The sequence below is a fragment of the Nonomuraea sp. NPDC050202 genome (genome assembly GCF_040656115.1).
Taxonomy (GTDB): Bacteria; Actinomycetota; Actinomycetes; order Streptosporangiales; family Streptosporangiaceae; genus Nonomuraea.
This window is the reverse complement of sequence record NZ_JBFALF010000044.1, coordinates 1-13,947: the sequence shown is the minus strand read 5'-3', so window position 1 is coordinate 13,947 and position 13,947 is coordinate 1. Positions and strand designations below refer to the sequence as shown.

Here is a 13,947-nt window from a genome sequence, read left to right as displayed (position 1 = left end):
GAAGAAAGAGTGGATTTCCAAGTTCTGGGGCCTCTGAAGGTTCTCGCTGCTGACGGAACGCCGATCCGCCTCGGCGGGCCGCGGCCTCGAGCCCTGCTGGCTCGGCTGCTGCTGGCCCGCGGGATGGTGGTCTCCCTGGACACGCTGATCGAGGATCTGTACGGGGACGCCGCGCCGCCCAGTGCTCAGTCGACGCTCCTTTCGTTCGTGTCGAACTTGCGCCGCGCGATCGAGCCGGATCGCAGCAGAGGCGAACGGGCCAGCGTGCTGGTCGCCCGGCCCCCTGGTTACCTGTTGGCCGCATCGGAGGTAGACGCCGAACGCTTCACCAAGCTGGTGCACCAGGCGGAGTTTCTGGCGCCGCGAGAGGCGCTGGCCGCCTTGGACAAGGCATTGGGGATGTGGCGCGGATCACCGTACGAGGAGTTCAGCGACGAGCCGTGGGCGGTCGGTGAGGTAGGGCGCCTGCATGAGCTGCGGCTGGTGGCGGTGGAGCGGCGCGCCGGCGCCCTGTTGGACCTCGGCCGTCCCCAGAGCGTGATCGCCGAACTCACGGCCGAGACCGTCGCCCATCCACTACGCGAACGTCTATGGTGCCTGCTGGCACTCGCCCTGTACCGGACCGGCCGTCAAGGGGATGCGCTGGACATGCTGCGCAGGGCCGGTCAACATCTGGCTGACGAGCTCGGACTGGATCCCGGGCCGGAGCTTCGCGCCCTGGAAGAGGGCATCCTGCGCCAGATCGAGACGCTCGCGCCGGTCACCGACGCGGCCACGCTCCTGGCGGCCCAGTCCTCCCCGCTTCGCCTCCGCGGGCGCGACGCCCAGCTCGCGGCGCTCCTGGCCCTGCCCATGCAGTCCACCCGCACAGGGCTGACGGTCGGGGTGATCGAGGGCGAGCCCGGCATCGGCAAGACGCGCCTGCTGGAGGCGTTCGACGAACACTGCGGGATGCGGCTCGACCAGTTGGTGCTGTGGGGGCGATGCTACGACGCGGCGGGCACCCCCGCCCTCTGGCCGTGGACGCAGGTGTTCGAGGCACTCGAACGCCACCACGCGCCGCCGGATGGACAGTCCCTTGCCGGGCTGCTCGATGGCGCACGTCTGGACGGCGCGGCCGAAGCGCTGCTCCTGCGCCGCAATCAGGCCATCGCCGGTTGGCTCGCCGCTGCATCGAGCGAACGCCCGCTCGTCATCATCCTGGATGATCTGCAGTGGGCTGACCAGGCCTCCCTGGACCTGCTCAGAGACTTGGTCATGCTGGTGAGGGGCGGCGCCGTCACGCTACTGGCCGCTTGCAGGAACGGGATGGGCGATGCGCTCGGCCAGGTGGCCCGCTACGACATGACGCGCATCCGCCTGACCGGGCTCGCCCCGGCTGCGGTACGGGAGCTCGCAGCCGATCTGGGCGTGCACCTTGACGAGGAGTCAGCGCTGCGGATGATCGACCGCACCGGAGGCAACCCGTTCTTTCTCAGGGAGACGCTGAAGTCGTTCACCGAGGACGCGGACGAGGTGCCCGAGGCGGTGACCAGCCTGGTGCGGATGCGGCTGGAAGCTCTGGGAGAGGTGCGGCGGGCGCTGGCGGTGGCCGCGACAATCGGCAGGGAATTCGACCCGGCGGTGGTGGCCGAGGTGATCGGCGAAGAGGCCTTCGACCTGCTCGACCGGGCCGTTCAGGCTGGGTTGCTGCTGGCCAGGAACGGCCGGCTCGCCTTCATTCATGACCTGGTGCGCGAAGCGGTCGTCCGCGACCTGCCGGAGCTGCGCAGGGCCGCGATCCACCGCGACGTGGCCATGGCCCTGTCCACGCGGCCGGGAACCGACGTGGCCGTCATCGCCCACCATGCGGTGCAGGCCGGGCCGGCCGCGTACAGGGAGGCAGTGCGCTGGGCAGTGGCCGCTGCCGAACAGGCCGAGCGGCGCCTGGCCTACTCCGAGTCGGCCAGGTGGCTGGGCCACGCTATCGAGGCGCACGACGCGTCTCGCGGGAACCCGGCCGAGCATGTGGCGCTGCTGCTGCGGAGGGTACGGGCGCTGCTCGCGGCCGGCGATCCCGCGGGCGCGCGCCAGGCCAGGGCGGCCGCCATCCGCACGGCCGACCGCGCCGAAGGCGGCTCCGAGGTGCTGGTCCAAGCGCTCACAGCGTTGGACACGGCGGCCGTCTGGACGTTGCGCGACCCGTATGAGGCGGTCGAACTCCGCCTGGTGCACCGCTTCGAGACCGCACTGCGCGAGCTGCCCAGGACCGACAGTCCCGAACGCGCCCTGCTGCTGACCGGACTGGCCCAGGAGTTGTATGACGGTACCGGCGACGCGCGGGCGGACACCTTATCCGCCGAGGCTGTCGCCATGGCCCGCCGCCTGGGTGACCCCGGCCTGCTGCTGCGCGCGCTCAACGGGAGGTATCTCGCGCTGCCCCAGCCGCTCCGGGTGCCGGAGCTGATGCGGATCGCCGCCGAGATCCACGGGCTGTCGGCCGACGCTCCTGCCTTCGAGCTGCTGGCCTGCATGCTGGACGCGCAGAACTTCCTGGAAATGTTCGACGTGGCCGGCGCCGATGAAGCCGCCGCTCACTGCGACGCCCTCCTGGAACGTCTTCCGCTCCCCTGGCCACGTTTTCAGCACACGCTGTGGCGCGCCAACCGGGTCGCGCTCGATGGTCGTTTCGATGCGGCCGACGCCTTGTACGCCGATGCCGAAACCCAGGCGGCAGACCTGAAGATGTGGCACGCCGCCAAAACGGTCCACACGGGCCGCATCGCCTTGGCCTACCACCGGGGGGCGATCACCGAGGCCGCACCGATCATCGAGGCCATGCAGGGGGTGCATCCTACGCTCGAGCATGATGCCCGCATCCTCCAGCTCTGCGCCCAGGGCCACCTGACCGAAGCCCGTGCCCTGCAGGCCGGCCTCCAAGCACAGCCGCCGGTCGACTGGTCATGGCTGTCGGCGACCTGCCTGCGCGCCGCCGCCATGGCCGCGCTCGGCCACCAGTCCGAATGCCACACCCTGTACCGAACCCTCCTGCCCTACTGTGGACGCATCTCCGGAGTGTCGGGCATCATCTGCACCGGTCCAGTGGACTGGTACCTAGCTCTGCTGGCCACCGCTACCGATCACCACGAGTCCGCCACCGAACACCTCGTCACGCTGCAACGGCTGGCCATCGAGAACAACCTGACCTGGTGGCACGACCGTGCCACCGAGGCCCTGCGCCGTCCTGCCCTCCTGCGCCCGCACCCGACCGCCAGATAGGTGTGCCTCATCGAGGCAGGACAGCTCACATGCCCCGCTCGGATGCCCGTCCGCCCAACCGGCGACCTCACCCTTTTCGCTGATGTCGTCGGTCGGCGTTCTCGTGACGCCGGGGACTTCCAGCTCGTCCCGGTTGAGGTCGATGGCCTCGCCATCGGAATCATGCGAATAACAGCTTCAAAGAATTCCTCCATGGCTACGGATGCGATTTCAGCACAGCGCCGAACCGCGATTCAGGCGTTATAGCCGCCGTCCACGTTGAGGACGGCCCCGGTGATATAGGAAGCACCAGGGCCGGCCAGGAAGGCGACGGCGGCGGCAATCTCCTCGGGCCGGGCATAACGTGCCAGCGGCACGGAGGCGAGGAAGGTGGGGGCCAGGTCGCTGTCGGCCGGGTTCATGTCCGTGTCCACGCAGCCGGCCTGGACCACGTTGACGGTGATCCCTCGTGGCGCGAGATCCCGGGCAGCGGCCTTGGAGTAGCCGATGACCCCGGTCTTGGTGGCCACATAGTCCGCCAGCCCGGGCCAGCCCACTCGCGTACCGGTCCCGGAGCCGACCGAGATGATCCGGCCGCCCTCCTCCATCACAGCAGCCGCGGCCCGGATCGTGGTCACCACCCCGCTGAAGTTGACCGCGTGCTGGCGGGCGAACCCGGCCAGATCGTTGTCAGGGTTGTCGATCGCGCCGACGCGCCAGATCGCGGCGTTGTTCACCAGGATGCCGAGCGGCCCGAAGTCCTCGACGACCGCGTGGACCAGGCCGGTGACCTCTTCCGGGCTTCCCTGATCGGCTTTGTACGCCTTGGCGCGCACCCCCTTGCCCACCAGGTCACCCACGACGGCTTCCGCCTTGTCCGCCGAGGACACGAAGCTGATGGCCACATCCGCTCCCTCATCGGCGAGCGCGCGCGCCGTGGCCGCGCCGATGCCGCGGGACCCGCCGGTGACCAGCGCCACCTTGCCCGCGAGCTGTTTTGCCATGGTCATGCTCCATTCGTCGTTCCTGCTCCGCTGGAGAGTCCGCACAAGGTCGTCTCGCCCGCGGGCCACGGTGTCAGCCAGAGTTGTATTCGGCTTGTCCCCGAGAGCGGCATGGACACGACCTGCGTCCGGACGACGCAATGCGCTCATGATCAACGGCAATGGCCGGTGGTCATCTTGGCCTCGTCCGGAGGCGCGCCCTGACCAGGGCCACGCACTCCGTCCGTCCTGGCCTCTGCTCCGCTTGGCGACAGATCGCCTGAAGCGGGTGCGGGGCCTTCGCACAGCGGCAATGACGGGGAGATGTCACCATGAGTTCTGACCACGAAGCCCAACCCGCAGCCCAACCCGTGCAGGAGCCGATCGCCGTGGTGGGCATGGCCTGTCGGCTGCCTGGCGCCTCCCGTTATGAGGAGTTGTGGGGGTTGCTGTGCCGTGGAGGCAACGCGATCTCCGAGATCCCTGCCGAGCGGTTTCGCCTTGATGAGGTCCACCATCCCGCCTCCGGAGTGCCGGGCAAGCTCGCGTCCAGGTACGGCGGCTTCCTGCGGGGCATCGACGAGTTCGATGCGGGGTTCTTCGGCATCTCCCCTCGCGAAGCGGCCGCGATGGACCCGCAGCACCGCATCGTGATGGAAACGGCCTGGGAAGCCTTCGAGGACGCCGGACTGGTGCTCGGCGACATGCCGAATGTCACCGGCGCCGTCTTCATGGGTGTGATCACCAGCGACTACTGGGACCGCCAGTCCGGGGTCATCGAGGAACTCGATGTGCACACCGTCGCGGGCAGTACACGCGGCGGCAACGCGGGACGGGTCTCTTACGCGCTGAACCTGAACGGCATGAGCGTGGCGCTCGACGCCGCCTGCTCGTCCTCCCTGGTCGCCGTCCAGCTTGCCGTGCAGTCACTGCGCGCAGGATCGTGCGACGTGGCCTTCGCCGGCGGTGTCAACGCCATCCTCACCCCCGATCACGGCATCGGGTTCTCCCAGGGCTCGATGATGGCCCTCGACGGCCAGTGCAAGACCTTCGACGCCCGCGCCGACGGTTATGTGCGGAGCGAGGGCGTCGGCATCGTCGTGCTGAAGACGCTGTCGCGGGCGCTGGCCGACGGGGACAGGATCCATGCGGTGATCCGCGGCGCCGCCGCCAGCAATGACGGGAGTTCCGATGGTTTTATGGCGCCGCAGGTTCCCGGGCAGCAGGCGGCGTTGCGGGCGGCCTATCGCGATGCCGGTATTGACCCGGCCGGCGTCGCGTACGTGGAAGCCCACGGCACCGGCACCAGCACCGGAGACCAGGTGGAGATCGCCGCGCTGGATGGAGTGCTCGGAGAGGGACGGCCTGCCGACCGGCCGCTGCTCGTGGGCTCGGTGAAGACCAACCTCGGCCACACCGAGGGCGCCGCGGGCGTCACCGGCTTGATCAAGGCCATCTTGTGTGTGAAAATATGGCTGGCTTCCGGCGAGTCTGAATTTCCAGACGCCCAATCCGGCGATCCCTTGGGAACGCCTGCGCGTACGCGTGTGCGACCGCGGACAGGCATGGCCGGAAGGGAGTCTGCCTCGGCGGGCGGGGGTGAGCAGCTTCGGCATCACGGGCACGAACGTCCACATCATCGTCGAAGAGCCGCCCGAGAGGTCCCTGCCAGAGTCTCCGGCGCGAACCGGCGAGCGAGCGGTGCTGCTGCCGATCTCCGCCCGCGCCACCGGCGCGCTCACCGCGCTCGCCGCACCGTACCGGGACCTGCTGCGCACGGCCCCGCTGCAGCAGGTCGCCGCCGCGGCCGGAGTACGGCGCAGCCGCCACGATCAGCGGCTGGCGATCGTGGCCGCCACCCCGGAGGAGGCCGCGGCCAAGCTGGATGCCTTCACTCGCGGCGACCTGCAGGAAGGGATACACCTCGGCGAGGCGGACGAGACGCGGACGCACCGCACCGCATGGGTGTTCCCCGGGCAGGGCGCCCAATGGGCGGGAATGGGCCGTGACCTGCTGGAGCGCGAGCCGAATTTCGCGGCTGCGATCGCCGCGTGCGAGGAGGCCATGCGTCCCTACGTCCCCTGGTCCCTGACCGGCGAGCTCACCGCCGGACCGGGTGTCTCTCGCTTCGCGGAGATCGATGTCATCCAGCCGACGATCTTCGCCGTACAGGTGGCGCTCGCGGCCCTGTGGCGATCATGGGGGTGCGAAGCGGACGCCGTCATCGGGCACTCGATGGGAGAAGTGGCGGCGGCCCACGTGGCTGGGGTGCTCGACCTCGACGATGCCGCGCGCATCATCTGTGGTCGCAGCCGGCTCGTCAAGTCGGCCAGCGGACGCGGGGCGATGGCCGCCGTCGAACTGCCGGCCGGGCAGGCAGAGGCATTGATCGCGGAGCGGGGCGGATGCGCAGTGGTGGCGGTGCACAACGCCCCCTCCTCCTGCGTGCTCGCCGGCGAGCCCGGGGAAATCGACGACATCCTGCGTGATCTGGAAGCCGAGGGGATCTTCGGGCGCCGGGTCCAGGTCGACATCGCCTCCCACAGCCCGCATATGGACCCACTCCGCGAACCGCTTCTGGAACTCCTCTCCCCTCTGCGTCCTCGACAGGGCGATGTCCCGCTGTGCTCCACGGTCACCGGCCGCTTCGTCACCGGCTCCGACATGGACGCGGCCTACTGGGCGGACAACCTTCGCCTGCCGGTGTTGTTCTCCGAGGTCGTTCAACGGTTGGCGGACGACGGGTTCGACACCTTCGTGGAGTTCAGCCCCAATCCGCTGCTCGCCCGTGCCGTGCAGCAGAACCTCCGGCACACCGGCCGCGACGGCGTTGTGGTCACCACACTCGCTCGTGACCTGCCCGGCGGCACCACCATGATCGAGGCCGCGGCGGAGCTGTACGTCAACGGGCGAGAGATCGACTTCTCGCGGCTGCAACCGTACGGGCGGCACGAGATCGCCCTTCCTTCCTACCCATGGCAGCGAGGGCGACATTGGAAGGAGCCCAGCCGCGCGAACAGGGCGAAGCAGCCCCAGGAAGGCCACCCGATCATCGGCATGGCACTGGCCTTGGCACCTGGGGACGACTTGGTGTGGAGCTTCACTGTGGACACCGAGCGGCTGCCGTACCTCGACCACCATCGCGTGCACCAGATGCCCATGCTGTCCGGCACGACCTACCACGAGTTGGCCCTGGCCACCGGTGAGGAAGCATACGGCGGTCTCGGCTTCGTGGTCGAGGAGCTCCGTCTGGAGCGTGCGCTGTTCCTGACTCCCGGCACGTCCCACCGTCTTCAGGTCCGCCTCGGCGCGGCCGAGGCGGACGGGATCCGTCGCTGGGAGTGCTACAGCACCGACGACGAGGCGGCACAGTGGTCACGCATCGCCATCGCGATCTTGCGTGCCTGCTCGACGCCGGAGGGCCAGGCCGCGCTTCCCTCCCTGAGGGACTATCCGGAGACGGTCGACGCCACCCAGCACTACGCCGCCCTGCGCCGCCGGGGCATCGAGCAGACCGGCCCCTTCCGATCCGTCGTCGCCCTGCACCGTACGGATGGGGCCGTGGCCGCCCGGCTGCGTGCCGACGACGCCATCGCGGCCGATCTCCACCGTTACCTGTGCCACCCGGCGCTGTTCGACTCCGCCCTCCAGCCCGTCATGACGCTGCTCACGGACCACCAGAACGCGCACGACACCTATGTTCCTGTACGTACCGGGCGCTGCCGGGTACACGCACGACCGGCATCAGGCAGCACCCTGTGGTCCACCGCCGTGCGAACCTCACCGTCAGATGAGCAGGACACGATCGAATTCGACGTTCTGCTCAGCGACGACCAGGACCGCCTGCTGGTGTCCGTCGAAGGCTTCCAGATCCAGCGGCTGGCCGCCGAACTGCCCGAGGTCGTCGAACACCGGGCTCGCCGGCTGCTGTACGGCGTTGAATGGTCGGCTCTGGAGCCCCTCGCCGCACCCGAGCCGGACCCGGCTCCCTGGCTCGTGATCGCGGACTCCCCTCTCGGCCCCGAGCTGTGTGCTGACCTGTACGCTCGCGGCAGCGCACCAACACTCATCCAGCCCGGTTCCACCTATCGCAGGCTCGGCGTCGGCCACTACAGGCTGGACCTCGCCCTCGAAGACGACTGGAAGCGGCTGATCAAAGACCTGGCCGCAGAGGAGGCATGGCCCCCGAAAGCAGTCGTCCGCATGTCCGGGCTGGACGACTGCTACGACGTGCTGCCCCTGGTCAAGGCCCTGACCGAGAACAGCCAGAACGCCCCCCGCCTGTGGCTTGTCACGATCGCGGCCCAGGCGCCTGACGGTACCGGGGATGTCGATCCCGCCCAGAGCGCCGTGTGGGGGCTCGGCCGCGTGGTCCCTTACGAGCATCCGGAGCTGCGCTGCTCACTGATCGACCTGCCGGCGAGCGTGGATCCCGCAACGTTCGACGCTCTTCTCGCCGAGCTTACGAGCGACGGGCCCGAAACTGAGATCGCTCTGCGAGACGGCCGCAGGTACGCCGCTCGCCTGCGGCATCGGCAACTCCCGCAAGCCCGCCCCGTCCCCGTACGACCTGACGGGACCTACGTGATCGCCGGCGGTTACGGCGGCGTTGGGCTGCTCACCGCCGAATGGCTCGTCCGGCGCGGCGCCCGCCACGTAGTTCTGGTCGGCCGCAACGGCCCTCCCGGCAGCTCCGTGAACCGGATCGCCGCCATGCGGGCGGAGGGCGCTGAGATCCACCTCGCCACCGCCGACATTTCTTCACGGCAGCAGGTCGCCGACCTCTTGGAGGACGTCGCCCACCGCCTGCCGCCGCTGCGCGGCATCGTCAACTCCGCCGTCATCCTCGACGACGCGACCCTGTCGCAACTGAACCGTCAACGATTCCTCACACCCATGCCGCCCAAGGTCGACGGGTCACGGCATCTGCATGAACTCACCCGCCGGTTCCCCCTTGACTTCTTCCTGCTCTTCTCCTCGGCGGCTTCGGTGATCGGATCGCCAGGACAGGGCAATTACTCCGCCGCGAACGGCTTCCTTGACGGGCTCGCCTGGCACCGGCGCGCCCACGGGCTGCCGGCACTCAGCATCAACTGGGGGCAGTGGGCCGACACCGGACAGGTCGCCAAGGCCGACAAGGACCTTCACCTCGACGAGCGCGGTTTCGCCGGATTCACGCCCGCCGAGGGCCTGGCGATCCTGGACCGCCTGCTCGGCGACCCGCCTGCCCAAGCCTGTGTCATGTCGTTCGATGCCACCGCCTGGACGCGTCACTTCCCAGCCGTCGGCGCCTCGTCCCTGCTGCGCGACCTGGCGCGGGAGGCTTCTCAAGTGAGGACGGCGACCGTCGAGCTGACCGGGCCCATGCTCGCCGGGCTGGCGTGCGAAGAAGCAGAATGGCGGCTCAGCGACTACTTGTGCTCGCAAATCGCGGCCATCGTCCAGCTTCCCCCGGACAAGGTCGAAGCCACCCAGCTCCCGCACCGCCTCGGGCTGGACTCTCTGATGGCAGTCCAGCTCCGCAACCGGATCACGGCCGACCTGGGTATCAACCTGCCGATCGCGGTGCTCCTGCAACGCCGCACGATCGCAGGTCTCGCCGCCGTCCTGGCGGAAGCCGCGTCCGGGTGAGGTGGGTTCCGCAGACCGCCACAGCCTCGTCCAGATGACGGCGCGGCCGTCCCCATCCCGGCTGCGGGGGCTCCGAACGGTGCGCACCCAGTACACCGCCCCCGCCACCCGACCACGATGAGGAGGGATGGCACCGTCAGAGAGCCGGATCAAACGTGTCCAAGGGTTTCGTCCTTCCTTCAAGTCACTTCAAGTCAGCTCCAATCCCCTGCTGATGTGCTTTGACACGAGTCGCGGACTCCCGCAGAGGGGCTCGCGGCTCTCACATCGAAGGGAGGGAAGAAAGATGAACAAGAAGATCGTGAACCTGGACGATCTCAGTGCCGAGCTGCCGGTGATCGACGAGAGCGATCTCGGCCTCATTTCCGGCGGTCGCCCGATGGAGCGCTGCCACCACACCTCCGGCACGGGCGGCCAGCCGTCCGACGGCTGGGTGTCGGACTACTAAGACACTCGGGCTGCTAAAGCGCGTGGGAGAGGCTGGTGCTCCTCCCACGCGCCTGAGGGGGACACATGCTACTGATTCTCAGCGAACCCGGCGACACCACCGTCCGGATGGTCCTGCCCAAGCTGAAGGCCAGGGGCGCCGCGGTCGTCTGGTGGGATCCCGCCCAGTACCCGGCCGCCGCCCGCCTGACCGCCCGGTTCCCGGCCGGCGGGACCGAGCTCACGCTGGTCACCAGCGGAGAGACCGTCGATCTGTCCAGGACGACGGCCGTGTGGAACCGGCGCCCCGGGCAGCCCGCCGCCGCGGCGAGCGTCACGGCGGGAGATCTCCGGGAGAGAGCGGAGGAGCTCTCGGAGTGGTTCCTGGAAGGCTTCTGGGACCTGCTGGACGCGCGATGGCTGCCGGCCAGGCACCCGGTGCTGCGCAGGGCGCACAACAAGCTGGTCCACCTGGCCCTGGCCCAGCGGCTGGGCTTCACCGTGCCCCATACGGTGATCACCAACGATCCGGCCGAGCTGGTGCCCGCCTACGAGCACGCGGGCGGGCGGCTGATCGCGAAACCGATCGAGTACGCCCCGTTCGAGCTCGACGGCGCGCGGCACACCGTCTACACGACCGTGGTGCAGCGCAGGGACCTGGCGGGCCGCGCGCGGCTGGTCCACGAGCCGACCATCCTGCAGCCGTACGTCCGCAAGGCCGTGGAGCTGCGGGTCACCGTCGTCGGGCGGCAGGTCTTCGCCGCGGAGATCGCCTCGCAGGACTCGCCGCGCACCCGGGACGACTGGCGCCACTACGACCACGACCGGGCCCGCCACAGCGTGCACCACCTGCCCGGCGACGTCGCCCGCCGCTGCGCCGACCTGGTCGCCGCGCTCGGCGTGACGTTCGGCGCGATCGACCTCATCCTGACCCCGGACGGGGAGTACGTGTTCCTCGAGATCAACCCCAACGGCCAGTGGGGCTGGATCGAAGACCTGACCGGCCTGCCCATCGGCGACGCCATCGCCGACTGGCTCACCACCGCAGAAACGGACGCGCCATGACCACCGAATCGTCCCTCGGCCCGGCCCTCGAAAGCGGCGTGCACCTGCTTCGCGGATTGATCCGCCGGCGCTCGGCGGTGGAGGAGGCCCGCCGCGCCGCCGGCGCCTGGGCCGAGTCACACCCTTCGCTCGCCCCTCAGCTCGTGGCCAACCCGCGCCCCGGCTCGCCAGTCGTCGACTACGACCTGCTGATCGACGACCCCTCGGGCGGCACGATCATGCTCGGTGTACAGCCGGACGACGGCGCGTCCTGGCTGGTCGACCATTCGACGCACTGGGCCGCCGGCAACCTGCTGACCGTGGACGGGACGCCCATCTCCACGTCGGAGGCGATGCTCATGCTCCGCTCGCTCACGCGTGCCGGGCTGTCGCCGCAGGAGGAGCTGGCCCGGTTCTGCGTTCTGCGCAACGCCGCCGCCAAGGAGGAAACCGACCTGGCCGACATCCAGGCGGCCGCGGACGCTTTCCGCAGGCGGCGCGGCCTCACCGGCGGGAACACGATGCTGGAGTGGCTGGAGCGTATCGGCCTGACCGCCGAGGCGTTCCACGACCACATGGCCGCCAACGCCCGGGAGCGCAAGTTCCGCGCCAGGAAGCGCGACGAGCTGGCGTCTGAGCATCTGGCCCGTCATCGTGACCAGTTCGCGAAGGTGTGGGCGACCTGGGTGTCGTCGGAGGACCGGATCGACGTCGCCGAACTCCATGGCCCGCTCGACCACCACTGGGAGCTGCGGCTGACCAAGGCCCGGACCTGGTCGGGCGAGCTGCCCGCGCCCCTGCGGGACGTACCGGCCGGGGAAGGCACCGGCCCGGTGCCGTTCGAGGGGCGCTTCCTGACGGGCGTGGTGCACAAGCGGGAGGAGGCCGTAGCGGACGCCGACACGCTGAAGGCGGCCGGAGAGGCCGCCTTCGAACTATGGCTGGCCGGCGCCGTCCAGCAGGCGCAGATCACTTGGCACTGGTTGTGAGCGACGCGTACGGGAGGCTCACGCCGAGCGCCGCCACCTCGTCGTAGAGCGGCGCGTCACCGGGAAACAGCAACCTCATGCCCGACGTGGCTCCCGTCACCCTCGTCGCCGCGGGAACTCGGGCGCAAATGCGTTGAAGACGTCCCGTAACTCGACCAAGGCGGGCTGGCCGGTGGGGCGACGGTTCAGGAACGTCCCCAACATGGACGGGGCGCGGACACCGCCGAACGCGGTGGGCATCGCACCGTGCCGCCGGACGTCCAGGTCGTCGATGCTGACCGAGCCCACGACCATCCCGCCCACGATGCTGGTTTCCTTGGCGTCCGCCGCCGCACCCACGCCGTTCTTCGCCCGGTCAGCTTCGCCTTCCCCGCGATCAGCCGCGACAGCCCGCACCGCTCGGCCAGCCGCATCACCGGGACCCGCCCGGCATGCGCGATCGGATTCGCGTCATCGAACGCAGCGGAGACCGCCGCCGGAGTGTGGGCAACTTTCATTCACGAAGGTGCCTTGCCGAGGGTGCGTGAGGGTTGTGCGGCAACTCCCGTCTTCGCAGGTAAGCAGGAACTTCCGGGCCCCGGGCTCGTCGGGGGCACGGACGCATTGGCTTCACCTGCACGATGCGCTCCATCAATGCCGGGACCCAGTCCACGTACTCGACCTCTGCGCCACCGGGATGGCGCGCGTACTGGAACCGACCGGTGACGCTGGCGCAGGAACAGCGACGTTCCGCAGGCGCCCCTGTGATGACGAGGAAGTCACCGATCGCTGCGAGTTCGACGGAATCGAAGGCGAAGCGGAGATCGGGCTCTGCGCCGATCAGTTCACGCAGACGCTGCGCGGCCTCGAACGCGATGGGCTCGTCGAGCGCACCCTCTACCCGACCGTGCCGCCGCGCGTGGAATACGCGCTCACGGGCGGCGGGTCAGCGCTGCGGCACACCGTCTACGGCATGTGCGCATGGACGCGCCGGTACCTCGAACACATCGAGGAAACCCGCGAGCGATTCGACCGAGCGCCACAGACCGCGGCCACGCCCGTCAAGAGCCGACCGGCGTCAGCCGGTCGCTGATGGTGCGAACCGCGCTCTCGTGACCGCCTCGACCAGCCGGGCCCGCTCCGCCGGACAGACCACCGGGACGAGACCGGCGTCCGCCACCAGGTTCAACCCATAGAACACGGTGGGACTGGCCAAACCATGGCCGCAGGGGCTCGACAACACTCGATGCAGGGACAGACGACGAAAGCCGCCTCAAACGTCAGGCGGCGTGGATGATGGGCATGCTGAGCGCCCGCACGGTGGCGTTCTCGCTGCCGGCATCGGTGACGATCCCGGCAACGTCCGCCAAGGGCAGAACGGTGAACCGGGAGGCCGCGCCGATCTTCTCCGAGCTGGCCAGCACGTAGGTGTCGGCGGCCTGGCGAGCCAGGGCGCGCTTCATCGCCGCCTCGTCGGCGTCGTCCGTGGTCAGCCCCGCCTCGGGATGCACGCCGGTCACGCCGAGCAGGAAGAGGTCGGCGTGCAGACCGCGGGCGGCTTCAACCGCGGCGGCACCGCAGGCGACCATCGAATGCTTGAACAGCCGTCCGCCGATCAGGTACACCTCCACATCCTGATGGCCGGCCAGCGCGCTGGC

At 69.5% G+C, this 13,947-nt stretch carries 8 protein-coding genes and 2 pseudogenes; 7 read left to right on the top strand and 3 right to left on the bottom strand.

The genetic code is table 11. From position 1 onward, the window contains the following. Nucleotides 1-9 precede the first annotated feature (9 nt). Nucleotides 10-3,258 (top strand): BTAD domain-containing putative transcriptional regulator, encoded by a 3,249-nt coding sequence (locus tag AB0I79_RS54290; RefSeq protein WP_357892193.1) that lies wholly within the window; start codon nt 10-12, stop codon nt 3,256-3,258. A gap of 233 nt (nt 3,259-3,491) precedes the next feature. Here the strand turns inward: AB0I79_RS54290 and AB0I79_RS54285 are convergent, their stop codons facing one another. Beyond that, nucleotides 3,492-4,391 carry an SDR family oxidoreductase gene (locus AB0I79_RS54285; RefSeq protein WP_357892190.1) on the bottom strand — a complete coding sequence of 300 codons (900 nt, stop codon included), beginning with the start codon at nt 4,389-4,391 and terminating at the stop codon, nt 3,492-3,494. A gap of 161 nt (nt 4,392-4,552) precedes the next feature. Between AB0I79_RS54285 and AB0I79_RS54280 the strand changes: the two are divergent. From AB0I79_RS54280 to AB0I79_RS54260, 5 genes and pseudogenes are all read left to right on the top strand, one after another. Further along, a pseudogene (locus AB0I79_RS54280) lies at nt 4,553-5,629 on the top strand (polyketide synthase); the annotation flags it as partial. 136 nt (nt 5,630-5,765) lie between these two features. After that, complete coding sequence (locus tag AB0I79_RS54275; protein ID WP_357892187.1) at nt 5,766-9,851, top strand: type I polyketide synthase; 4,086 nt, start codon at nt 5,766-5,768, stop codon at nt 9,849-9,851. Between the two features lie 286 nt (nt 9,852-10,137). Next, the gene (locus tag AB0I79_RS54270; RefSeq protein ID WP_357892183.1) at nt 10,138-10,299 is read left to right on the top strand and encodes a hypothetical protein; all 162 of its coding nucleotides are present in this window, start codon (nt 10,138-10,140) and stop codon (nt 10,297-10,299) included. Between the two features lie 65 nt (nt 10,300-10,364). Then, nucleotides 10,365-11,342, top strand: coding sequence for an MvdC/MvdD family ATP grasp protein (locus AB0I79_RS54265; RefSeq protein WP_357892180.1), 978 nt, complete (start codon nt 10,365-10,367; stop codon nt 11,340-11,342). Beyond that, nucleotides 11,339-12,310 (top strand): hypothetical protein, encoded by a 972-nt coding sequence (locus AB0I79_RS54260; RefSeq protein WP_357892176.1) that lies wholly within the window; start codon nt 11,339-11,341, stop codon nt 12,308-12,310. The genes AB0I79_RS54265 and AB0I79_RS54260 overlap by 4 nt, the downstream gene beginning before the upstream one ends. Before the next feature lie 96 nt (nt 12,311-12,406). Here the strand turns inward: AB0I79_RS54260 and AB0I79_RS54255 are convergent, their stop codons facing one another. After that, entirely contained in the window at nt 12,407-12,706 is a 300-nt protein-coding gene (locus AB0I79_RS54255) for a hypothetical protein (RefSeq protein WP_357892172.1), read from the bottom strand. Between the two features lie 280 nt (nt 12,707-12,986). Here AB0I79_RS54255 and AB0I79_RS54250 point away from each other — a divergent pair, with 280 nt between their 5' ends. Next, entirely contained in the window at nt 12,987-13,382 is a 396-nt protein-coding gene (locus AB0I79_RS54250) for a helix-turn-helix domain-containing protein (protein ID WP_357892169.1), read from the top strand. A 187-nt stretch (nt 13,383-13,569) separates the two neighbouring features. Here the strand turns inward: AB0I79_RS54250 and AB0I79_RS54245 are convergent. Further along, nucleotides 13,570-13,947 (bottom strand): annotated as a pseudogene (locus AB0I79_RS54245) (DeoR family transcriptional regulator); the annotation flags it as partial.